We start from the raw sequence: 21,083 nt of genomic DNA on the forward strand, positions 1-21,083 counted from the left end.
GGCCGAGATCACGGTGCGGTCACGGATACGGAGCAGTTGTGTGCCCTGGGTGAAGGTCGATATCGATTCGGAAACGCACAGGGTGCCCGGCGTGCGGCCCCAGGGTAGGCGCCGATGCTTAAGAGCGTGGTGCAGCTCTGGTTCTGGATGGTCGTCGCTCTCGTCGCCGCGGTCGCGGTGCTCTACGCCGTGCTCCGGGTCGAGCGGCGGGACAACCCCGAGGTGCCCGCAGGCGGCATGCGGGGGTTCGTCGCCGACTTCCGGGCCGGCTGGCAGGACATCCGCGCGGACCGGTTCGCGCGCCGCCACCCGGACCGCGCGCCCAACGTCGCCGCGCACCTGGCCCCGCCCGTCGTCGACACCCAGCTCGACGACGTCTTCGAGTGGGCCGAGCAGGACGACACGAGCCGCGACTGGCACGACTGGCGGCACGCCACTCGCGGCTGATCCCTCTCCGACCCGCCCCGTCGGGTAGGCCGGGACCGTCCGGCCTGGGAGACTGGTCCGCGTGAAGGACCTCTGGCTGTGGATCGTCATCGCTGTCGTGCTCGTCGCCGTCGTGGCGGGCCTCGTCGGGAACCGGGTCGGCGCATCGCGCCGACGTCGCGCGGGCGGTGCACCCGCGGCCCCGCCGGTCGCCGAGGCGCCACCGTCCCCGGAGCCGTCATCGTCGACGGCCACGGCGCCGGAGGCCCCGGCGGTCGGACGCGCGGTCGCCGAGCCCGACGTCGCCGAGGCCGAGGTCGCGCCCCAGCTCGAGCGCCCGGAGCCTGTCGCCGGCCGGCTCGCCCGGCTCCGAGGTCGCCTGGCTCGCTCCGGCTCGCCGCTCGGTGCGCGCCTGCTCGCGGTCCTGTCCCGCGACCACCTGACCGACGACGACTGGGACGAGCTCGAGGAGACCCTGCTCCTCGCGGACGTCGGCGCGGGCCCGACGGGCGAGATCGTCGAGGCGCTGCGGACTCGTGTCCGCGTCGAGGGCGTCAAGGACCCCGCCGCGGTGCGCGAGCTCCTGCGCTCCGAGCTCCTCGCGATCGTCGACCCCACCCTCGACCGGTCGCTCTCGACCGAGCGGCACCCCGGGCCCGACGGGAGCGGGGTGCCCGCCGTCGTGCTCGTCGTCGGGGTCAACGGCACCGGCAAGACCACGACCATCGGCAAGCTCGCCCGGGTGCTCGTCGCGGAGGACCGCAGCGTCGTCCTCGGAGCGGCGGACACCTTCCGTGCGGCCGCCGCGGACCAGCTCGAGACCTGGGGCTCACGCGTCGGCGTCCCGACGGTGCGCTCCGACCGTGACGGCGCGGACCCTGCCGCGGTCGCGTTCGACGCGGTCCGCCAGGGGCGTGCGGAGGGCGTGGACGTCGTCGTCGTCGACACCGCGGGACGCCTCCAGAACAAGGCCGGCCTGATGGACGAGCTCGGGAAGATCACGCGCGTGATCACCAAGGAGGCCCCGCTCACCGAGGTGCTGCTCGTGCTCGACGCCACCACGGGCCAGAACGGGCTCACGCAGGCCCGCGTGTTCGGCGAGGTCGCGGGCGTCACGGGCATCGTGCTGACCAAGCTCGACGGCACGGCGCGCGGGGGGATCGTGGTCGCCGTGCAGCGCGAGCTGGGGGTGCCCGTCAAGCTCGTCGGCCTCGGCGAGGGCCCCGACGACCTCGCGCCGTTCGACCCCGAGGCGTTCGTGGACGGCTTGCTCGGAGACTGAGCCCAGCTGCGCTCAGGCACCCCGACCCGGACTGTGAAACCCAACATTTACGCCCGCGCGGTGCATGTCACCTGCCTGTAACACGCTCAGCGACCGGGCGAAACCCGCCGCCGAGAATGTTGTCCCCGACCGGCCGACCAGGGTCGGCGGAGGGAGAGACGGGCACATGGCAACAGGAGCCTTGTTGGCGCAGGACGCCTTCAAGCTGGACACGGGCAACACGGCGTGGATGATGACGTCGGCCGTCATCGTCCTGATGATGACGGTCCCCGGGCTGGCGTTCTTCTACGGCGGCATGGTCCGCTCGAAGTCGGTCCTCAACATGATGGTGATGAACTTCGTCGCCGCCGGGGTCGTCGGCTTCATCTGGATCCTCTACGGGTACTCGATGACGTTCGCGGGCAACACGAGCGGCATCAACGAGATCTTCGACAACCCGTTCAAGTACTTCGGCCTCGTCGGGCTGACCGACGACAACAGCCTCCTCGGCGGCAGCGGCGTCCCGGCGCTCGTCGCGGTCGGGTTCCAGGCGACGTTCGCGGTGATCACCGTCGCGCTCATCACCGGCGCGATCGCGGACCGTATCAAGTTCGGCAGCTGGATCGCGTTCTCGGCCGTCTGGGTCACGGCCGTCTACTTCCCGCTCGCCCACATGGTCTGGGGCGGCGGGCTCCTCAGCGGCGACGGTCCGATCGCGAGCGCGCTCTCGACCCCGATCGACTTCGCCGGTGGTTCCGTGGTCCACATGAACGCCGGTGCTGCGGGCCTCGCGCTCGCGCTCCTGCTCGGCCGCCGCAAGGGCTGGCCCAAGGAGCCGATGCGACCCCACAACCTGCCCTACGTGATGCTCGGCGCCGCCCTCCTGTGGGTCGGCTGGTTCGGCTTCAACGCGGGTTCCGAGGGCGCCGCGGACGGGACCGCCGGCCGCGCGTGGATCAACACGTTCGTCGCCACCTGCGTCGCGATGCTCGCCTGGATGGCGACGGAGAAGTTCCGCGACGGCAAGGCCACCTCGCTGGGCGCGGCCTCGGGCGTCGTCGCCGGCCTGGTCGCGATCACCCCGGCCGCGGCCGCGGTCGACTCGTACGGCGCGATGCTCATCGGCCTCGTCGCGGGCGTCGTCTGCGCCCTCGCGGTCGGTCTGAAGTTCAAGTTCGGCTTCGACGACGCGCTCGACGTGGTCGGCGTCCACCTCGTGGGCGGCTTCGTCGGGACGGTGCTCATCGGCTTCGTCGCGACCGACAAGCAGGGTGGTTGGTTCCCCGACGGGGCCGAGAAGGGTCTGTTCTACGGCGGCGGGGTGACGCAGCTCGCCACGCAGGTCGTGGTCGCGGTCATCGCCATCGTCTTCTCGTTCGTGCTGACCTACGTGATCGGGTCCATCATCAAGGCCATCACCGGTCTGCGGGTCGCGGAGGCCGACGAGGTCGGCGGCGTCGACTTCGCGATCCACGGCGAGACCGCGTACGACACCACCCCCGCCACCGGCGGGCGCGTCAAGGAGGGCATCTCGGCATGAAGCTCGTCACCGCAATCATCCAGCCCCACCGGCTCGACGACGTGAAGTCGGCCCTCGAGGCCGCCGGCGTCAAGGGCATGACCGTCTCGGAGGCGAGCGGCTACGGGCGTCAGAAGGGCCACACCGAGGTCTACCGTGGCGCGGAGTACACGGTCGACCTGGTGCCGAAGGTCCGCGTCGAGGTCCTCGTCGACGACCCGGACGCGTCGGCCGTGACCGAGGCGATCGTGTCGGCGTCGCAGACCGGCAAGATCGGCGACGGCAAGGTCTGGACCGTTCCCGTGGACGCGGTCACCCGGGTCCGTACCGGCGAGACTGGCGCGGAGGCGCTCTAGCCGATGACGGAACCACGACAGCCTGCCAGGGGGCAGCAGCCTGTCGAGGAGCAGCACGCACCGCAGGTCCCGGGCCCCGTGGGGGTCCGGGACCTGCGGTCCGCTCTCCTCGAGACCGGGACCCACCTGTCCGGGCCCGGTCGTAGCGGCGTCGCGCGGCGGGCGTCGCTCGTCGCGCTCGTCGACGGCGCGCTGGGGACGCTCTGGGCGGAGGCGACCGCAGGTCTCGAGGACGACGACGGCGCGGTACCCGGCCTCGCGCTCGCGGCGGTGGGGAGCCTCGGGCGGGGCGACCTGGGGCCGGCCAGCGACCTCGACCTCGTGCTCGTGCACGACGGTCGGAGCCACGACGCGGAGACCGTCACCCGCGTGGCCGAGGGGCTCTGGTACCCGCTGTGGGACGCGAAGATCGAGCTCGACCACGCCGTCCGTACGCTCTCGCAGTGCCGTCAGGTCGCGTCCAAGGACCTGCCGGCCGCGGTGGGCTGGCTCGACGTGCGCCCGGTGGCGGGCGACGCCGTCGTGGTGCACCGGGCGGCGTCGGCGGTGCTGGGGGACTGGCGGTCGGCGTCGCGCCGCCGCCTCCCGGAGCTGCTCGCTTCGACGAAGGAGCGCGCGGACCGGTTCGGCGAGCTCGCGTACCTGATCGAGCCCGACCTGAAGGAGGCGCGCGGCGGGATCCGCGACGCCGTCGTGCTGTCCGCGCTCGCCGCGACCTGGCTCACGGACCGTCCCCACGGTGAGGTCGACCGGGCGGCGACGCACCTGCTCGACGTGCGCGACGCCGTGCACGTCGTCGCGCGCCGGCACACCAACCGGCTCGTGCTGCAGGACCTGGAGGAAGTGGCCGACGTCTCCGGCTACGAGGACGGGGACGCGCTCCTCGCGAGCCTCGCGGAGTCCGGGCGCGAGGTGAGCTACGCACTCGACACGACCGTGCGTCGGGCGCGGCAGGCGCTCCAACGGCCTCGGCTCGCGCGACCCGTGCTGGTCCGCGGGCGGCGCGCAGCCCCCCGGCTGCGCCCCGTGGGCGACGGGCTGGTCGAGCACGACGGCGAGCTCGTGCTCGCGGTCGACGCGCACCCCGAGGCGGACCCGGTGCTCCCGCTGCGCGCCGCGGCGACCGCAGCACGCACGGGCCTGGTGCTCTCGCCGGTGTCGGTCGCGTCGCTGGCCCGGTGCCCGGCGCCGCCGGAGCCGTGGCCCCGGGCCGCGCGGCAGGCGTTCCTCTCCCTGCTGGGCAGCGGCCCGGCCCAGATCCCCGTCTGGGAGGCCCTCGACCTGGCGGGCGTCGTCACCACGTGGATCCCCGAGTGGGCGGGCGTGCGGAACCGTCCGCAGCGCGCGGCGATCCACCGGCACACGGTCGACCGCCACCTCGTCGAGGTGGTCGCGCGTGCGGCGCGCGACAGACGCCAGGTCGCGCTGGGGGACACCCTGCTCCTCGCGGCGCTCCTGCACGACATCGGCAAGCGGGCGGGTGCGACGGACCACTCGGTGGAGGGCGCCCGGCTGGTGCCCGCGATCCTCGACCGGATGGGCTTCGAGCCGGCCGTGCGCGACGACGTCACCCTCCTCGTGCGCGAGCACCTCACGTTGTCCCGGCTCGCGGTGGGGTCGGACCCGGACGACCCGGCGACGGTCGCGGAGCTCGCGGCGGCGGTGGACCACCGTGCGGACCTGCTGGAGGCGCTCCGCGCGCTGACCGAGGCCGACGCGTCCTCGCTCGGGCCGGGTGCGTGGACCGCGTGGCGCCGGAGGCTCGTCGACGACCTGACCGGGCTCACCCTGCGCTCGCTGCGCGGCGGGCCGGACGGGGGCGCGGGCGCCCGCGAGGCCGAGCCCGCCGGGTAGGCTGGGGGCGCCCTGGCAGACCGGGCTCCGTCCCCGCGCTCCACGTTCCCGAACCACTGAGGTCCCCTGGTGTTCAACACGCTCTCCGACCGGCTCGCGCAGACCTTCAAGAACCTGCGCACCAAGGGTCGTCTGTCCGAGGCGGACATCGACGCGACCATCCGCGAGATCCGCCGTGCCCTGCTCGACGCCGACGTCGCGGTGCCGGTCGTGCGCGAGTTCACCGGACAGGTGCGCGAGCGCGCGCTCTCGGCCGAGGTGTCGGGCGCGCTCAACCCGGCCCAGCAGGTCGTCAAGATCGTCAACGAGGAGCTCGTGGGCGTCCTCGGCGGCCAGACGCGCACGCTGCGCTTCGCGAAGACCGCACCGACCGTCATCATGCTCGCGGGCCTCCAGGGCGCCGGCAAGACGACGTTCGCGGGCAAGCTGGGCCACTGGCTCAAGGAGCAGGGGCACACGCCGCTCCTCGTCGCCGCGGACCTGCAGCGCCCCAACGCGGTCACCCAGCTCTCGGTCGTCGCCGAGCGTGCGGGCGTCCCCGTCTTCGCGCCGCACCCGGGCAACCAGAGCGGAGCCGACGCGGAGTACGGCCCCGTCATCGGGGACCCGGTCGCCGTCGCGCGCGACGGCGTGGAGACCGCGCGCCAGCGCCAGCACGACGTCGTGATCATCGACACCGCGGGCCGCCTCGGCGTCGACGAGCTGCTGATGCGCCAGGCCGCGGACATCCGCGACGCGACGCAGCCCGACGAGGTCCTGTTCGTCATCGACGCGATGATCGGCCAGGACGCGGTCGCGACCGCGAAGGCCTTCGAGGAGGGCGTCGACTTCACCGGTGTCGTCCTGTCCAAGCTCGACGGCGATGCTCGCGGTGGTGCCGCGCTGTCGGTCACGGGCGTCACGGGTCGTCCGATCCTGTTCGCGTCGACGGGCGAGAAGCTCACCGACCTCGAGGTCTTCCACCCGGACCGGATGGCGTCGCGCATCCTCGACATGGGCGACGTCCTGACGCTCATCGAGCAGGCCGAGAAGGCGTTCGACGCCGAGCAGGCCGCGCAGATGGCCGCGAAGGTCGAGTCCGGCCAGGACTTCACGCTCGCCGACTTCCTCGTCCAGATGCAGCAGCTGCGCAACATGGGCTCGATGAAGAAGATGCTCGGGATGCTGCCGGGCATGGGCCAGATGCGCGACGCGATCGAGAACTTCGACGAGCGCGAGGTCGACCGCATCGAGGCGATCGTGCGGTCCATGACGCCGGCGGAGCGCGAGAACCCGAAGATCATCAACGGGTCGCGGCGCGCGCGCATCGCCCGCGGTTCCGGCTCGACGACCACGGACGTCAACCAGCTCCTGGAGCGGTTCGAGAACGCGCAGAAGATGATGCGTCAGGTCGCGCGCGGCGGCGGCGTCCCCGGCATGCCGGGGATGGGCGGCATCCCGGGTCTCGGCGGCGGCAAGAAGGCGCGCGGGCGCCAGGCGCCGCAGCGCAAGGTCAAGGGCAAGTCCGGCAATCCCGCCAAGCGTGCTGCGCAGGAGCGTGCCGCCGCCGCGCGTGCCGCGGGCCAGACCGTCGCAGGGCCGAGCACGCCCGGCTCCGCGTTCGGCGTCGGGGGTGGCGCCGCGTCGTCCGCCCCGGCGGGCGACGGTTCGGGTGGTCTCGAGCTGCCGCCGGACCTGGAGAAGTACCTGGGTCGATGACGGCTCGTCGAGCCGCTATCGTTTCGTCGCCGGGCCGTTCGCGTCGCTGACCGCCCGTCCCAGCGGCCCGTGTCGGGTCGCGAGTCGTGAAGGAGCCAGATGTCCGCGCTCGAGGGACCGTCGCTGCACCTCCGCGGGCGCGTGCTGCTGGGGGACGACCGCGAGCTCACGGAGCTGTGGGTCAAGGACGGCGTCGTGACGTTCACCCGCCCGTCCGCTCCCGGCACCCACCAGCGGACCATCGAGGGCTGGGTGCTCCCCGGCCTCGTGGACATGCACGCGCACGTCGGGCTCGGCCCGGACGGTGCCGTCGGGCTGGCCGAGGCCGAGGAGCAGGCGCGCGCCCACCGGCGCGCGGGCGTCCTGGCCGTGCGCGACGCGGGCTCCCCGACGGACACCTCGCCGCTCGTCCACCGCCCGCACCTGCCCCGCATCGTGCGCGCGGGCCGCCACCTCGCCCGCCCGAAGCGGTACGTCCGCGGCCTCGCCCACGAGCTGGCCGACGTCGCCGAGCTGCCCGAGGCGGTGCGCCGGGAGGCCCGCGCGGGTGACGGCTGGGTCAAGCTCGTCGCGGACTGGATCGACCGGGACCTCGGCGCGGACGGCGACCTCACGCCCCTGTGGCCCGACGACGTCCTCGCGGAGGCGGTCGCCGTGGCTCACGGCGAGGCGGCCCGCGTCACCGCGCACACGTTCTCCGCGGAGGCTGTTCCCGGCCTGCTCGCCGCCGGCGTCGACTGCCTCGAGCACGGCACGGGCGTGCCCGCCGAGCTCATGGGCGAGCTCGCCGGGCGTGGGATCCCCGTCGTGCCGACCCTCCTGCAGGTCGCGCAGTTCGACCGGTTCGCCGCCCAGGCGGACGGGAAGTATCCCCGCTATGCCGAGCGCATGCGCCGGCTGCACGAGAACCGGTACGCCCACGTACGCGCGCTGTTCGACGCGGGCGTCCCGCTGCTCGTCGGCACCGACGCAGGCACGACGATGGAGCACGGCCGGCTCGCCGACGAGTGCGTGGAGCTCGTGAAGGCGGGCGTCCCCGCGTCCGAGGTCGTGGCCGCGGCGAGCTGGCGCGCCCGCCAGTTCCTCGGCCTCGGGCACCTCGTCGAGGGCGCGGTCGCCGACCTCGTCGTGTACGACGCCGACCCGCGCGAGGACGTCGCGGTGCTGCGTTCGCCGCGAGCCGTGATCGTCGCGGGGGAGAACCCGCGCCGGTAGTCGCTGTCGACGCGGTCGCGGTGCGAGGGCCCGGCTTGGAGCAGGTTGTCGTCGTCTGGCACAATGGACCCGTACTCGGCGTGCCCGGCCCCTCTCTCCGCGCACCGCCGCGTCCCTGGTCCACCACCCTCCCCGGCCCCACCGGGTGCGGGCGCGGACCTCACCCCACGAACCAGGAGAGACCACCACTGTGGCCACCAAGATCCGTCTGAAGCGCCTCGGCAAGATCCGGGCCCCGTACTACCGCGTCGTCGTCGCCGACTCGCGCACCCGTCGTGACGGCCGAGCGATCGAGGAGATCGGCAAGTACCACCCGACCGAGGAGCCGTCGTTCATCGAGATCGACAGCGAGCGCGCGCAGTACTGGCTGGGCGTCGGCGCGCAGCCGACCGAGCAGGTCCTCGCCCTCCTCAAGATCACGGGCGACTGGCAGAAGTTCAAGGGCCTGCCGGGTGCCGAGGGCACGCTGAAGGTCAAGGGCGAGAAGGCCGACGCCGCCACCGCGGTCGCCGCCGCCGCCGCGGCCGCCGAGAAGCACAAGGCCACCGTCGCCGAGAAGGCCGCCGCCAAGGCGACCGAGCCGGCCGAGGAGCAGGAGCCCGGCTCCGACGAGCAGGCCTGATGCTCGCCGACGCGCTCGAGCACCTCGTCCGGGGGATCGTCGACAACCCGGACGACGTGCGTGTCGCGTCGCGTGCGACGCGTCGCGGCGACCTGCTCGAGGTCCGGGTCCACCCGGACGACCTCGGGCGGGTCATCGGCCGCGGCGGGCGCACGGCGCGTGCGCTTCGCACCGTCGTCGGCGCGCTCGCGGGCGACGAGCCGGTGCGAGTCGACGTCGTGGACGTCGACCGGCGCTGACCGTCTCCGGCTCGACGCAGCCCGCAGCCTGAGCACGACGCGTGAGGCCCGGTCCCGATGGGACCGGGCCTCACGCGCACCACCACCACAAGGAGACCGGACGTCATGGAGCTGACCGTCGCACGCATCGGGCGCGCCCACGGGCTGCGCGGCGAGGTACGCCTCGACGTGCGTACGGACGACCCTGCGTCCCGGCTGCAGGTCGGCGCGCGCCTGGCGACCGTCCCCGCGTCCGCGGGGCCGCTCACGGTCGACGCCGTCCGTACCCAGAACGGCGCGTGGTACGTGCGGTTCACCCAGGCCACGGACCGGACCGCGGCGGAGGGGCTGCGCGGCGTCGAGCTCGTCGTCGAGGTCGACGCCTCCGACGAGGAGGACGCCTGGTACCCGCATGAGCTCGCGGGCCTGCGAGCCGAGCTCGGGGACGGGACCGTCGTCGGGACCGTCGAGGGGCTGGACCCGGCGCCCGCCCACGACCTCCTCGTGATCCGCGAGACGGGTGGCGAGCGCACGCCGGTGCCGTTCGTCCGCGCGATCGTCCCCGTCGTGGACGTGCCCGGCGGGCGGGTCGTGCTCGACCCGCCCGGCGGACTGCTGGCGCGCGACGCGGACCGGCTCGACGTCGATCTCCCCGACGCGGGCGCGGCCCCCGAGGGCGGGGCCTGACGTGCGCGTCGACGTCGTCTCGATCTTCCCCGACTACCTCGCTCCGCTCGAGCTCTCGCTCGTCGGGAAGGCGCGGCGCACCGGTCTGCTGGACCTGCGCGTGCACGACCTGCGGGACTGGGCGACCGACCGGCACCGGACCGTCGACGACACCCCGTTCGGCGGCGGCGCGGGCATGGTCATGCGGCCCGACGTCTGGGGGCGTGCGCTCGACGACGTCCTCGGCGACGCGGACGACGGTCCGGTACGCCTGGTGATCCCGACGCCGTCGGGCGAGGTCTTCACGCAGCGCACGGCCGAGGCGTGGGCGCAGGACGAGCGGCTCGTGATCGCGTGCGGGCGGTACGAGGGCATCGACGCCCGCGTCGCCGAGCGCTACCGCGAGCGCGGCGTCGCGGTGAGCGAGGTCTCGATCGGCGACTACGTGCTCAACGGGGGAGAGGTCGCGGCGCTCGTCGTGGTCGAGGCCGTCGGACGGCTGCTGCCGGGCGTCGTCGGGAACCCGGAGTCGCTCGTCGAGGAGTCGCACGGCGCGGCCGGGCTCCTCGAGTACCCCGTGTACACCAAGCCGCCGGCGTGGGAGGGGCTCGAGGTGCCGGAGGCGCTGCTGTCCGGCCACCATGCCCGGATCGCGCGGTGGCGGCGCGACCGGGCGCTCGAACGGACCGCCGCGCGTCGTCCGGACCTGCTCGACGCCCTCGCGGCGGACACGCTCGACGCGCACGACCGTGAGGTGCTGCGCGCGGCGGGGTGGGAGCCCCCCGCCTGACGGTGTCCCCGCGGCGCGGCGACGCTCCTGCGATTGGTCGCGGCGAGCCGGCCTGTGGCAAGATTGACCCTTGGTGCGCGCCCGGCGCAGCCGTCCCACCCGCTCTGCCACGGGGGAGCAGGGACGCACGGGCACCTCGCACCGCACCCGCATCCCGCACCGGACCGTCCGCGGCACGCTCGCCGACGGCCACGAGATCGGACCTGACCCGTGGCAGGCCAGGAGACCGACATGCACACGCTCGACAGCGTCGACGCAGCCTCGCTGCGCAGCGACGTCCCGGAGTTCCGCGCCGGCGACACCCTCAAGGTCAACGTCAAGGTCGTCGAGGGCAACCGCTCCCGCGTCCAGGCGTTCCAGGGCGTCGTCATCGCCCGCCAGGGCGGAGGCGTCGGTGAGACGTTCACCGTCCGCAAGATCAGCTTCGGTGTCGGCGTGGAGCGCACGTTCCCCGTGCACTCCCCGCAGATCGACACCATCGAGGTCCTGACGCGCGGTGACGTGCGTCGCGCCAAGCTGTACTACCTGCGCAAGCTCCGCGGCAAGAAGGCCAAGATCAAGGAGAAGCGCGAGACCACGCCTTCGAAGTAAGGCCCTCGCTGCACCCTGGCAACGCCTCAGACGGGCGGTCGTCCTCACCGGACGGCCGCCCGTCGTGCGTCTTCCCGGCGGGCTGTGCCCGCCGTGCGAGCCGCGTTTCGTCGGTCCCAGGTGGAGGTGGCACAGTGGGCGCGTGAGCGCACCCACGTCGTCCGACGACGCCCAGCCCGCCGAGGGCCCCGACCTGACCGCCGCACCCCGGACGACCGGCCAGGGTGGCTCGGACGACGGCGCGGGGGCCGTCACTCACCAGGGCGGCGCCGCGACCCGTCCGGCCCCGCGCCGGTCGTCGGTGCTGCGGGAGACCGCGATCATCGTCGTGGCCGCGCTCGTCCTCTCCTGGCTCATCAAGACGTTCCTCGTCCAGGCGTTCTACATCCCCAGCGAGTCCATGGAGGACACGCTCCAGATCGGCGACCGGGTCATGGTGTCCCGGCTCGTCCCGTCGCACCTCGACGTGCACCGCGGCGACATCATCGTGTTCAAGGACCCGGGCCACTGGCTCCCGGAGCAGGAGAAGGCCGACCACGGGCCAGTCGGCAACGCCGTGGTCGACGCGCTGACGTTCGTGGGGCTGCGGCCCAACGACGCGGTCGGTCACCTCATCAAGCGGGTCATCGGGCTCCCGGGCGACACGGTCGCGTGCGCGGGCCCCGGCAAGCCCGTCACCGTGAACGGGGTGGCGATCTCCGAGCCCTACCTCAAGCCCGGGTCCGAGCCGAGCCAGGACGCGTTCAGCGAGAAGGTTCCGGCGGACATGCTGTTCGTCATGGGCGACAACCGGCAGGACTCCAGCGACTCGCGCTACAACACCGGCAAGCCGGGTGGCGGCTTCGTGCCGATGGACGACGTCGTCGGCACGGCCTTCATCAAGGTCTGGCCGCTGTCCGACGCGGGGCTCCTGCGCAACCCCGGCGACACCTTCAAGGACGTGCCGAACCCGTGACGACGGTGCCGTCTCGACCCGTCCGGGCTTCCCGTACCGACCGGACGACCGCGCGTCGTCCGGCGGCCCGCGTGCGCACCGCGCACCTCAAGCGCGAGACGGCCTGGTTCGAGACGGGCGCGCGGACGGTCGCCGGCATGGACGAGGTGGGGCGCGGCGCGCTCGCCGGTCCGGTGACCGTCGGGGTGGTCGTGGTCGACGCGACGACGCGGCGTGCGCCACGCGGGCTGACCGACTCCAAGCTCCTCGCTCCCGCGCTGCGCGAGGAGATGGTGCCGAAGGTCCAGCGGTGGGGCGTCGCGTGGGCGGTCGGGCACGCGAGCAGCGCCGAGATCGACGACGTCGGGATCATCGGGGCGCTGCGGCTCGCGGGCAGGCGTGCCCTGGCGACCGTGGCGTCGACGGGCGTCGAGGTCGATGCCGTCCTGCTCGACGGCTCGCACGACTGGCTCTCCGACCCGCAGCCGGACCTGCTCGACGTGCTCGAAGACCTCGAGCCCGAGGCCGACGCCGCTGCCGTCCCTGTCGCTCCCGGTGTCCGCGCCTACCGGCCGATCGACCCGGCGTCGCTCCCCGCCCCCGTGCCGTCGCTCGGGGTCCGGACGCTCGTGAAGGCCGACGTGCAGTGCGCCTCGGTCGCCGCCGCGAGCGTCCTGGCGAAGTGCGAGCGCGACGCGCTCATGCGCGAGCTCGCCGTCGAGCACCCCGCGTACGACTGGCACCAGAACAAGGGCTACGCGACCGCTGCGCACGTGCGGGCGCTCGGGGAGCACGGACCGAGCGTCCTGCACCGCACGAGCTGGAACCTGCCCGGGGCGGGCGCACGGCTCGATGGTCCATGATGGACGCGTGAGTGCCGAGGACCTCGAGAACTACGAGACCGAGATGGAGCTCGCGCTCTACCGCGAGTACAGGGACGTCGTCGGACTGTTCTCGTACGTGGTGGAGACCGAGCGACGCTTCTACCTGGCGAACCACGTCGACCTGCAGGTGCGGTCGGCCGCGGGGGAGGTCTACTTCGAGCTGCGGCTCGCGGACGCGTGGGTGTGGGACGTGTACCGGTCGGCACGCTTCGTGAAGTCGGTGCGCGTCGTGACGTTCAAGGACGTGAACGTCGAGGAGCTCGCGAAGGCCGAGCTGCAGCTCTAGCCCGAGCGGCACGGTCGCGCGCCGCGTGGCCCACGCACAGGCGAGGCGCCGGCGGCGGCGTGCACACCGGCCGTACCGGCCTCCGCAGCGTCACCTGCTCGCCGGGCAGGGTGGCCCGCGGAGGTGAGGCCCATGCGGGCGAAGGACGCGGTCGGGCGGTACGGCGAGAAGGTGGCGGCACGCCACGTGGAGGGGCGCGGCTGGCGGGTCGTGGATCGCAACTGGCGAGGACCGGGCGGCGAGCTCGACCTGGTGGCGTTCGACGGCGACGTGCTCGTGGTCGTCGAGGTCAAGACTCGTCGCGGTGTGGGTTTCGGCCACCCGGCCGAGGCGGTGACGCCCGTCAAGCTCGCTCGGCTGCGCCGGCTCACGGCGGGCTGGCTGACGGCGCATCCGGAGGTGCGCTACCGGTCGGTGCGGATCGACGTCGTCGCCGTCCAGCTCCCGCGCGCCGGGGCCGCGCGGATCGAGCACCTCGAGGACGTCGCGTGAGCCGGCTCGGGACGACGCGCGCGGTCGCGCTCGTCGGCCTCACCGGGCACGTCGTCGAGGTCCAGGCGCACCTCGCGGCGTCCGTGCCCGGGTTCACGCTCGTCGGCCTGCCCGACGCCGCCCTGAGCGAGTCGCGCGACCGGGTGCGGGCCGCGGTGACGTCGTCGGGCCTGGACTGGCCGAACAAGAAGATCACGGTCAACCTGTCGCCCGCGTCGCTTCCCAAGACGGGCTCGGGGTTCGATGTGTCAAGCATCTAGACTGACAAGCACTATGAAGGCCGCGATCTACTGCCGAATCTCATCAGACCCAGAGGGTCGCGAGCTTGGCGTGCGCCGGCAAGAACAAGACTGCCGCGCGCTCGCCAAACGCCTTGGCCTCAAGGTGGGTGAAGTCTTCACCGAGAACGACGTCAGCGCCTCTACACGCTCGCGCAAGACGCGCCCACTCTTCGACGACATGGTCCAGCGCGCGCGGGTGGGAGAGTTCGGCGCGATCCTCGCCTACTCCAACAGCCGTCTGACGCGACGCCCGCGCGAGTTCGAAGACCTGCTGGAACTCGCTGAGGCACACGGTGTTCGAATCGCCACCGTGGCATCGGGAGAGGCCGACCTTTCGACGGCTGACGGCCGAGCCATTGCACGGACGCTCGCGGCCTGGGACGCAGCGGAGGCGGAGCGAACATCGGAGCGTGTCCGTCGCGCCAAGCTTCAGCGCGCCCAGGACGGCGGCTATCGAGGCGGACCACGCCCGTTCGGCTACGAGTCAGACGGGGTGACCGTCATGCCTACGGAGGCCACCGCGCTGCTCGAGGCTGCCCGTGGGATCCTCGCCGGCAGATCTCTGGAAGGGCTCACGCGGGACCTCGCCGCTCAGGGCATCACGACGACGCAGAACCGCCCGATCGACGGCACGGCACTCCGGCGCATCCTCCAGCGACCGCGCAACGCCGGGCTCATCGAGGCACACGGGGAGATCGTCGGCCCCGCGTCCTGGCCCGCGATCATCCCCGAAGACGTCTGGCGCGGCGTCCTGGCCGTCCTGAGCGACCCGTCTCGCCGGACGACGCCAGGGCCGGAGCGGAAGTGGTTGGGGAGTGGCCTCTACCTCTGCGGCGTCTGCGACTCGACCCTCGTCGCGCACTCCGCGAGCCGTCAGCGTCAGAGCTACCGGTGCCGGGATCATCACGTGCACCGGACTGCCGCTGACGTCGACGACCTCGTCCTCGGCATCGTCGCCGGTGTCCTGCGACGGAGCGACCTGCACAAGATGCTCGCCCCGTCGGACGGCGGCCGGACTGAGTCGCTGCGGACCCGCTCAGAGGCGCTACGTGCCCGCCTGACGGCCTTTGAGGCGGACTATGCCGCTGGGCACGTCACCGGCCGTCAGCTCGCCTCAGCGACCGCGCGCGTTCAGGCCGAGCTGGACGATGTCGCGGCCGAGATCGCGTCAACTATGCGACGGACCGCCCTGGGCGATCTCGCAGACGCGGCGGATCCAGGCGCGGCATTCCTCGGCGCGAGCCTGGACCGCCAGCGCGCCATCGTCGATGCGCTCGCCGTCGTGAAGGTCTACCCGGGTCGCAAGGGGCGTCCATCGGGTTGGAAGCCCGGGATGGCGTACACGGATCTGGATAGCGTGAAGGTTGAGCCGAGGGGAGAGCACGGGTGACACACGGGGGAGAAGGTTCGAAGCCGACGCGTCGACCTCACCGACGCCAGGAATTCATACGAGATCCGCTCGCGAACCCGGAAGCGCTCGAGGCTCGGGCACAGGGGCTATATGACCCGCGGAAGGTCTCTGGCCGGAGAATCCGGGTCCTCGTCCGATTCCACTGCGTCCGATGCTCGGCGCGGCTGGGCGAGCTAGTCCAGTTTGAGCAGCGCGACCTCTGGCACTCGCTCCGCGAAGAGCAGTGGACTCAGGAGCCATCGGGGCTCAAGTGCCAGAAGTGCTATGGACCGTTCGAGCCATTCGGCGTCGACCTCGACGCGATTGCGAAGAGGGCCGAAGCGGCGCGGACTGACGGACGTGCCCGCTCGCTGGGCCTGGGCGACATGCCGGAGTCGCTAGGCCGTGGCCCGTCGCACTAGGCGGTCTGCTACGCTATGTAGTAGCCATCCGGTGATGCTGCGGCACCATCCGGAAACGAATTCGAGGGGCGCTCGACAACTTCGCTTTTGCGGAGGTTCGAGTGTCCCTCGATTCGTATTCGTGGACCCATGAGCGAGCGCGTGTCGCCTCGCTAAGCCGCTCCCGAACTCCTGACGACCCTGAGCTGGTCGACGCACGGCGCAACCTGCGTGCCGAAAGACTGGCCGAGCATGTCGCCCGTGTCGTCGCCGAGTGGCCGCCACTGACGACGGACCAACTCGACCGGATAGCCGGTCTGCTGCGGGGCGGTGGGGCCGTTGCCTAGCCTCGCTCTCTCCGGACTCATCCCCGGGCGCCACGAGACGGGAGGCCGGCCAGAGGACACGCTGACGGCGAACCTCGTCTCTGCCGGTCTCAACCCTGCGAAGGCGCGCAAGATCGCCCGGCGAGCACTCAGGACCCCGGACCCCACCGGCACGGCCGCGGACCTCCTCGAGCAGGCGCGCTTCTACCGAGAAGCCCATGCGTTCGTCCTCGCCCGGGGAATCTCTGCCCGCGACGCCCACCGGATGACGGCACGTGCGATCGCGGCTCACGGGGTCCTCACTGCCGACCTGGAACACGGGCGCACCCTCGACCACACCGACAGAACCGGCGAGACCGCTGCCTGGAACGTCGACGTTCAGCGTGCGAGCGGTGGTCGGTGATGGGAGCGCGCCTTCTCGTCGAGGTCTCCAAGTTCCTGACCGACGGCCCCACCCTCGAGCCCGCCGAACGTCTCGTACTCCTGGCTGTTGCAGACCGCGCAAGTGAGAAGAAGCACGGGAGGTGGAACGCGCGCCAGTGCTACTGGTCTGCCGAAGCCCTCGCCGGCTATGTCGGTGTCTCACCCCGTTCGCTCAGTCGCATCTACCGCCAGCTCGCGGCCGTGGGTCTCGAGGTCCGTGTTCCCATTGGCGTCGACCGACGGGGGCACCTGCGCTTCACTCAACCCGGCCGAGCGACGACGTTCGAGCTGCCCGACCTCGCCGCCTACTCCGGTGAATGGTGCGCGCCCACGCGCACCGAATGCCGCGCGCCAGAGCGCACCGAATCCGAGGAATGGTGCGCGCCTGAGCGCGGAATGGTGCGCGAATCCAGCAAGAATGGTGCGCGCCCACGCGCACTCCAACCTGTAAGAGCGTTATTCAGCGGCTGTGGTCGGGTCGTGTGGCTGCTGGCGCCTGACCTGCGTCGGTGCTGGTCAGGGTCAAGTTCAGGCAAGTAGCGCAACGGTCCTCGCGTCCGGTTTGATCCAGGTTGTCTACGCCAGGATCGAGCACGAACGAAGGACCGATGCGCTACCACTCTACGTGCGGGCTGACCCCCGCCCAGACGACCGAGCTGATCGCCCGCGCCTGGCAGGTCCACACCGGCCGACCCCGACCCGAGCGGTACGAGTTCGAGCTCGGGTTCGGACGCGCCGTCACGATGATCCTGATCAAGGTGCGTCACAACCTGGCCCAACAGCTGACCGGGGACCTGTTCGGGATCGCCCAGCCCACCGTCTCGCGGATCTGGCGGTACCTGATGCCGATCATCGGGCAGGTCACCGCGATGGACCGTCGACACCTGCGCGACGCCCTCGAACGCGGCACGGTCTTGATCGACGGCACCCCGATCCCTACCGGAAACAGGGCCGGCACCGGCACGACCAACTTCAACGCGAAGCACCGCAAGCAGGCCCTCGGCGTCCAGGTCGCCGCGTTCTTCGACGGCACCCTGGCCGACGTCTCGGCCCCCGTGCCCGGATCACGGCACGACTCCCGCGCCCTGGACGAGGTCGGCTGGGCCGAACAGATCACCGCCGCCCGCACGCGCCGCACGGTCGCGGTCCTGGCCGACACCGCCTACGTCAAGCACACCCGCCTGACCCCGCGCCGCAAGACCAGGGGCGCGCCCCGCACCGACGCGGACCGCGAGCACAACCGTCACATCTCGTCCCTGCGCGCCCCGGTCGAACGCACCATCGCGCTGCTCAAACAGTGGAAGACCCTGTCCGCCGGCTACCGCGGACGCCTGACCGAACTACCAAGCGTGATCCACATGATCGTCAACCTCGAGTTCTACCGCCAAGCCACGTGAATAACGCTCTAAGAGACCCTGTTAGTGATCCAGTCATCTCGCCTGAGGTGAGTAAGTCACCTGAGCAGAGGCTCGCCGACTACGAAGACGCGATGAAGTCCGCAGTCGCCAAGTTCGGCCTCGAGGCCACCCAGCGCCGCGTGAACGCGGCGCAGGTGGCAGATCCCGACCTCTCGGCCGTCGACGCCGTGATCAACCTCGCGAAGGAGCCGGACTGATGCCCACCACCAAGCCGTTCGCCCCGAGCTGCATCTACGAGGAGTACGTCGCGCTCGAGATCCGGCGGCGGGGCGCAGCGGCGACCTGGCCCGTCATGTACGCGGCCGTTCTCCGCGCTGCCGAACTGCTCGAGGTGTCGGGAGACGGCGACCCCTTCGCGGCGGTCGAGCTGGCCGTCGACATGGCCGTGCGCGTCTGCGAGGACCACGAGAGGGAAGGGCGGTTGTTCTGATGGGCGCTCACACCCTCGCCATGTGCCGGTGCGGCCACGTCCTGCGCCTGCACGCCGAACGCTGGTGGATCGGCCCGGGCGAGCACTGCCACGCAACGGGCTGCACCTGTGACGACTTCGAGGAGGCGCAGGCATGAGACACCACAGCCGAACCCTGCGCCACGCACCGACCACCCAACCCGAGATCACTCTCAGCGAGCCCCAGGCGGTCGACGTCGACCCGACGCCAGCACCGGCCGACCTCCCGCACCGAGGCGACTGCACGCGCCCCGTCATCATCCGCATCGAGCCCATGCGCGGATGGCAGGTCACACGATGCCGATCATGCGGCGCGGCGACCGCGGCGCGTCGGACGTCTCGAGATTCCACGTGAACGCCGCAGCAGGCAGCTTTCTGGTCGAATGGCGCGCCGGTCGGCCGGTCTTGGTTGCCACCGATCCAGACGCGCTCCTCGAGCTGGCCGCGATCGTCGACCAAGCCAACGCCGTCCGGGTGTATCGGAGACAACTCCCAGCCCCTTCAGCGGTGCCCTTTGTCGACTCTGCGAGAAGGGTTGCCCTTCTCTCATCGATGGTTGCGGAGAAACAACCCGAGTTGGAGAAGGACGAGCCCGCCGCGGGACGATGGATATCAGTCAGGCAAGCCGCGACTCTCCTGGGTATCTCCGACCAGGCAATCACGAAGCGAGCACGCGCCCAGACACTCCCCGCCCGCAAGTTCTCCGGACGGTGGCTCATCGACTCGAAGGGAATTTGACGATGGCACAGCAGGTGACCAGCCCCATGCTCAACGCGCTACGACAGGTGAGCGCGACAGTGATCAACACCGTGAGCGGCGCGCTTCCGGATGCACCCACGTCGTACCCCTCCACGGACCGTGGCAAGGAGGCGCTTCGTCAGGCCGGTCTCGCCTGGGCTCCGGTACCAGGGTTGATCTCTCAGATGGAAACGGCACTCTCGAGTGCCGCCACGGACATCCTGGCCGTGGCGACGAACCGCGACCTGACACCGGAGGCCAAGTCACGGCAGGTCGGCCAACTCGTCGACACCGCCCGGTCCAACATCAACGGACTGGCTGACTCAGCCGTGAGCGCGGGAGCCCGTGTGCTCGACGTCCTGCGCGCTGCTGCCTACCCCCCTCGCCCTCAGCCAGAAGACGCCATCCAGGAGGCACGCCTCGCCGGCATCAAGGCGGACCTGCGGATGGTGCTCGATCCCGTCAGCGCCAACGGCGACGACCTCGCCAGGCGCCTCGGTGACCTGCTCGGCCGAGCGGTCGCTGACGGTGACGACCTGACGACCTGGGTGCTCGCCTCCTCGCACTGGCCTGACGACTACCTCGCGTCGCGCGGTGCCGACATGGCTATGAGCACGTGGCCGTCGCTCGTGTCGTCCCAGCTCGACGGCATCACCTCCGACACCGGACTGAGGGACGTCCGTCGGGCCTACGCGAGGGTGAGCCAGCCGCAGCGTGGCATTCCGGCACTCGAGGTGACGCTGCGAGTCGCGGTGCCAAGCGTGCTCGGCGATCTCCAGTCCAGCCCCGCGCCGTTCATGCGGTGACGAGGGCGGCGAGTCGAGTCCGATCGCGCACGCTTTCCAACGGTCGGAACGGCGGGCATCGGACATAGGTAGGGGGTAGGTCCCCCATCCCGCCCTCCTGGCTGACCCAACTAGGTATAGGCGCTCCCCTCCTGCGTGCGAGACGCGCGCTCGAACACTTAGGCCCGAGGAGGCCAGATCCCAATGATTGCAACGAAAGCGCCCCGCGGACTGGGGTCGGAAGGGCGCCGTCTGTGGCGCGAAATCGCCGGTCAAGTGGCAGAAGACGGCCTCCAACTCGACAAACGAGAGCTTGAGTGGCTCCGTGCGGCGTGCCGAGAGGCCGACATGCTCGCGGACATCGACGTCGCGCTCATCGACGCTCCGATGGTCGTTCGCGGCGCACAGGGCCAGCTGGTCGCGCACCCCCTGCTATCCGAGGCGCGCCGGTCCCGAGCCCAGATCGCGACGCTGCTCGGCAAGATCGGCCTCGAGGATCCCGCCGTTGCGACGGGTCGCGGTGGCCGCACGACGTCGACCTCTGCCAGGCGTGCCGCGCTCGCCCGCCACTACGGGGGCGTGTGATGGCGCGCCGCCCAGGAGGCCGCGCAGGACGCAGGTTCATGCCGTCGATCGGTGACGGGCTACGCGCTCAGGCCCTCAGGACGTCCCCGTGGAGGCCGAACGGCGACCTCGAGAGACTCGCGGACCTCGATGCCGGGAACGTCATCCTGCTCAGCTCCCAGGCCGTCGATGAAGCGCTCATCACGTCGCGCGACGAGGGCACGTGGAAGCAGTGGCGCCGCGAGGAGATGTCCCGACAGCACGGCTGGGAACCGAGAGACCCGGAAGCCGTGTGGGAGTACGACCCGGTCACCGGCTCGCTCTCGGCGTCCGAGTCGAAAGTGTCCGACTTCCCGGACCCGATGACCGAGTACTACGCCGAGATGCGTCGGCTCACTGCCACCGGGCAACTCGACGACCGTAGCGTCGCCTCCCGGTTGGGAGACGTGTCGTGACCCGGCTGCGCCCCCGCTGAATAGCACCTCTTCCCACGCACC

General features: G+C 71.7%; 25 protein-coding genes and 1 pseudogene. All 26 read left to right on the forward strand.

Annotated elements, in window-relative coordinates:
• Positions 1–114 precede the first annotated feature (114 nt).
• The 26 genes and pseudogenes from KDY119_RS06770 to KDY119_RS06890 all read left to right on the forward strand — a co-directional run bounded on the left by KDY119_RS06770 (position 115) and on the right by KDY119_RS06890 (position 21,041).
• Positions 115–447, forward strand: coding sequence for a hypothetical protein (locus KDY119_RS06770; protein WP_148284202.1), 333 nt, complete (start codon positions 115–117; stop codon positions 445–447).
• A gap of 61 nt (positions 448–508) precedes the next feature.
• On the forward strand, positions 509–1,708 hold the full coding sequence (gene ftsY, locus KDY119_RS06775; protein WP_153022099.1) for a signal recognition particle-docking protein FtsY: 1,200 nt from the start codon (positions 509–511) through the stop codon (positions 1,706–1,708).
• Between the two features lie 166 nt (positions 1,709–1,874).
• On the forward strand, positions 1,875–3,227 hold the full coding sequence (locus tag KDY119_RS06780; protein ID WP_036951551.1) for an ammonium transporter: 1,353 nt from the start codon (positions 1,875–1,877) through the stop codon (positions 3,225–3,227).
• Positions 3,224–3,562, forward strand: coding sequence for a P-II family nitrogen regulator (locus tag KDY119_RS06785; RefSeq protein WP_036951550.1), 339 nt, complete (start codon positions 3,224–3,226; stop codon positions 3,560–3,562). The genes KDY119_RS06780 and KDY119_RS06785 overlap by 4 nt, the downstream gene beginning before the upstream one ends.
• Before the next feature lie 3 nt (positions 3,563–3,565).
• Entirely contained in the window at positions 3,566–5,416 is a 1,851-nt protein-coding gene (locus tag KDY119_RS06790; RefSeq protein ID WP_153022100.1) for a [protein-PII] uridylyltransferase, read from the forward strand.
• A gap of 69 nt (positions 5,417–5,485) precedes the next feature.
• Positions 5,486–7,114 (forward strand): signal recognition particle protein, encoded by a 1,629-nt coding sequence (gene ffh, locus KDY119_RS06795; protein ID WP_153022101.1) that lies wholly within the window; start codon positions 5,486–5,488, stop codon positions 7,112–7,114.
• A 99-nt stretch (positions 7,115–7,213) separates the two neighbouring features.
• Positions 7,214–8,329: an amidohydrolase family protein gene (locus tag KDY119_RS06800; RefSeq protein WP_036951543.1), complete on the forward strand. Its 1,116-nt coding sequence runs from the start codon at positions 7,214–7,216 to the stop codon at positions 8,327–8,329.
• A 190-nt stretch (positions 8,330–8,519) separates the two neighbouring features.
• Positions 8,520–8,951, forward strand: coding sequence for a 30S ribosomal protein S16 (rpsP, locus tag KDY119_RS06805; protein ID WP_036951539.1), 432 nt, complete (start codon positions 8,520–8,522; stop codon positions 8,949–8,951).
• Positions 8,951–9,190, forward strand: a complete 240-nt coding sequence (locus KDY119_RS06810) for an RNA-binding protein (protein WP_036951536.1) — start codon at positions 8,951–8,953, stop codon at positions 9,188–9,190. The genes rpsP and KDY119_RS06810 overlap by 1 nt, the downstream gene beginning before the upstream one ends.
• Before the next feature lie 105 nt (positions 9,191–9,295).
• Positions 9,296–9,856, forward strand: coding sequence for a ribosome maturation factor RimM (rimM, locus tag KDY119_RS06815; RefSeq protein WP_153022102.1), 561 nt, complete (start codon positions 9,296–9,298; stop codon positions 9,854–9,856).
• A 1-nt stretch (position 9,857) separates the two neighbouring features.
• Entirely contained in the window at positions 9,858–10,625 is a 768-nt protein-coding gene (trmD, locus tag KDY119_RS06820) for a tRNA (guanosine(37)-N1)-methyltransferase TrmD (RefSeq protein WP_036951531.1), read from the forward strand.
• A 231-nt stretch (positions 10,626–10,856) separates the two neighbouring features.
• Positions 10,857–11,216, forward strand: coding sequence for a 50S ribosomal protein L19 (rplS, locus tag KDY119_RS06825; RefSeq protein ID WP_036952627.1), 360 nt, complete (start codon positions 10,857–10,859; stop codon positions 11,214–11,216).
• A gap of 142 nt (positions 11,217–11,358) precedes the next feature.
• Positions 11,359–12,171: a signal peptidase I gene (gene lepB / locus KDY119_RS06830; protein ID WP_227994552.1), complete on the forward strand. Its 813-nt coding sequence runs from the start codon at positions 11,359–11,361 to the stop codon at positions 12,169–12,171.
• Between the two features lie 71 nt (positions 12,172–12,242).
• Positions 12,243–13,013 (forward strand): ribonuclease HII, encoded by a 771-nt coding sequence (locus KDY119_RS06835; RefSeq protein ID WP_036952620.1) that lies wholly within the window; start codon positions 12,243–12,245, stop codon positions 13,011–13,013.
• A 7-nt stretch (positions 13,014–13,020) separates the two neighbouring features.
• A complete protein-coding gene (locus tag KDY119_RS06840; RefSeq protein WP_036951525.1) occupies positions 13,021–13,320 on the forward strand; it encodes a DUF2469 domain-containing protein in 300 nt (99 codons plus the stop codon).
• Between the two features lie 132 nt (positions 13,321–13,452).
• Positions 13,453–13,812, forward strand: a complete 360-nt coding sequence (locus KDY119_RS06845; protein WP_036951522.1) for a YraN family protein — start codon at positions 13,453–13,455, stop codon at positions 13,810–13,812.
• Positions 13,809–14,063, forward strand: a pseudogene (locus tag KDY119_RS06850) (magnesium chelatase domain-containing protein); the annotation flags it as partial. The gene KDY119_RS06845 and the pseudogene KDY119_RS06850, both read left to right, overlap by 4 nt.
• A gap of 22 nt (positions 14,064–14,085) precedes the next feature.
• Positions 14,086–15,483: a recombinase family protein gene (locus KDY119_RS06855; protein WP_194174366.1), complete on the forward strand. Its 1,398-nt coding sequence runs from the start codon at positions 14,086–14,088 to the stop codon at positions 15,481–15,483.
• Between the two features lie 1,758 nt (positions 15,484–17,241).
• The gene (locus tag KDY119_RS06860; RefSeq protein ID WP_036944245.1) at positions 17,242–18,030 is read left to right on the forward strand and encodes a transposase family protein; all 789 of its coding nucleotides are present in this window, start codon (positions 17,242–17,244) and stop codon (positions 18,028–18,030) included.
• A gap of 92 nt (positions 18,031–18,122) precedes the next feature.
• On the forward strand, positions 18,123–18,248 hold the full coding sequence (locus KDY119_RS19285; protein WP_265576716.1) for a hypothetical protein: 126 nt from the start codon (positions 18,123–18,125) through the stop codon (positions 18,246–18,248).
• A complete protein-coding gene (locus KDY119_RS06865) occupies positions 18,248–18,481 on the forward strand; it encodes a hypothetical protein (protein ID WP_036951515.1) in 234 nt (77 codons plus the stop codon). Before KDY119_RS19285 ends, KDY119_RS06865 begins: the two co-directional genes overlap by 1 nt.
• Positions 18,481–18,618 (forward strand): hypothetical protein, encoded by a 138-nt coding sequence (locus KDY119_RS06870; protein ID WP_153022103.1) that lies wholly within the window; start codon positions 18,481–18,483, stop codon positions 18,616–18,618. The genes KDY119_RS06865 and KDY119_RS06870 overlap by 1 nt, the downstream gene beginning before the upstream one ends.
• 187 nt (positions 18,619–18,805) lie before the next feature.
• A complete protein-coding gene (locus KDY119_RS06875) occupies positions 18,806–19,237 on the forward strand; it encodes a helix-turn-helix domain-containing protein (protein WP_148284200.1) in 432 nt (143 codons plus the stop codon).
• 2 nt (positions 19,238–19,239) lie between these two features.
• A complete protein-coding gene (locus KDY119_RS06880) occupies positions 19,240–20,043 on the forward strand; it encodes a hypothetical protein (RefSeq protein ID WP_153022104.1) in 804 nt (267 codons plus the stop codon).
• Between the two features lie 327 nt (positions 20,044–20,370).
• Positions 20,371–20,607, forward strand: coding sequence for a hypothetical protein (locus tag KDY119_RS06885; protein ID WP_051136655.1), 237 nt, complete (start codon positions 20,371–20,373; stop codon positions 20,605–20,607).
• Positions 20,608–20,645: 38 nt separating this feature from the next.
• Positions 20,646–21,041: a hypothetical protein gene (locus KDY119_RS06890; protein ID WP_036951505.1), complete on the forward strand. Its 396-nt coding sequence runs from the start codon at positions 20,646–20,648 to the stop codon at positions 21,039–21,041.
• Positions 21,042–21,083 lie beyond the last annotated feature (42 nt).

Source organism: Luteimicrobium xylanilyticum, assembly GCF_009429125.1.
Taxonomy (GTDB): domain Bacteria; phylum Actinomycetota; class Actinomycetes; order Actinomycetales; family Cellulomonadaceae; genus Luteimicrobium; species Luteimicrobium xylanilyticum.

Excerpts from the sequence above, each read along its gene's own strand:
- KDY119_RS06870 (WP_153022103.1), top strand. The coding sequence starts at position 18,481 with ATGGGCGCTCACACCCTCGCCATGTGCCGGTGCGGCCACGTCCTGCGC.
- KDY119_RS06860 (WP_036944245.1), top strand. The coding sequence starts at position 17,242 with ATGCGCTACCACTCTACGTGCGGGCTGACCCCCGCCCAGACGACCGAG.
- KDY119_RS19285 (WP_265576716.1), top strand. The coding sequence starts at position 18,123 with ATGAAGTCCGCAGTCGCCAAGTTCGGCCTCGAGGCCACCCAGCGCCGC.
- KDY119_RS06865 (WP_036951515.1), top strand. The coding sequence starts at position 18,248 with ATGCCCACCACCAAGCCGTTCGCCCCGAGCTGCATCTACGAGGAGTAC.
- rimM (WP_153022102.1), top strand. The coding sequence starts at position 9,296 with ATGGAGCTGACCGTCGCACGCATCGGGCGCGCCCACGGGCTGCGCGGC.
- KDY119_RS06845 (WP_036951522.1), top strand. The coding sequence starts at position 13,453 with ATGCGGGCGAAGGACGCGGTCGGGCGGTACGGCGAGAAGGTGGCGGCA.
- KDY119_RS06875 (WP_148284200.1), top strand. The coding sequence starts at position 18,806 with ATGCGGCGCGGCGACCGCGGCGCGTCGGACGTCTCGAGATTCCACGTG.
- KDY119_RS06780 (WP_036951551.1), top strand. The coding sequence starts at position 1,875 with ATGGCAACAGGAGCCTTGTTGGCGCAGGACGCCTTCAAGCTGGACACG.
- KDY119_RS06890 (WP_036951505.1), top strand. The coding sequence starts at position 20,646 with ATGCCGTCGATCGGTGACGGGCTACGCGCTCAGGCCCTCAGGACGTCC.
- KDY119_RS06785 (WP_036951550.1), top strand. The coding sequence starts at position 3,224 with ATGAAGCTCGTCACCGCAATCATCCAGCCCCACCGGCTCGACGACGTG.
- KDY119_RS06855 (WP_194174366.1), top strand. The coding sequence starts at position 14,086 with ATGAAGGCCGCGATCTACTGCCGAATCTCATCAGACCCAGAGGGTCGC.
- KDY119_RS06880 (WP_153022104.1), top strand. The coding sequence starts at position 19,240 with ATGGCACAGCAGGTGACCAGCCCCATGCTCAACGCGCTACGACAGGTG.
- KDY119_RS06790 (WP_153022100.1), top strand. The coding sequence starts at position 3,566 with ATGACGGAACCACGACAGCCTGCCAGGGGGCAGCAGCCTGTCGAGGAG.
- rplS (WP_036952627.1), top strand. The coding sequence starts at position 10,857 with ATGCACACGCTCGACAGCGTCGACGCAGCCTCGCTGCGCAGCGACGTC.
- KDY119_RS06885 (WP_051136655.1), top strand. The coding sequence starts at position 20,371 with ATGCTCGCGGACATCGACGTCGCGCTCATCGACGCTCCGATGGTCGTT.
- KDY119_RS06770 (WP_148284202.1), top strand. The coding sequence starts at position 115 with ATGCTTAAGAGCGTGGTGCAGCTCTGGTTCTGGATGGTCGTCGCTCTC.
- KDY119_RS06800 (WP_036951543.1), top strand. The coding sequence starts at position 7,214 with ATGTCCGCGCTCGAGGGACCGTCGCTGCACCTCCGCGGGCGCGTGCTG.
- KDY119_RS06810 (WP_036951536.1), top strand. The coding sequence starts at position 8,951 with ATGCTCGCCGACGCGCTCGAGCACCTCGTCCGGGGGATCGTCGACAAC.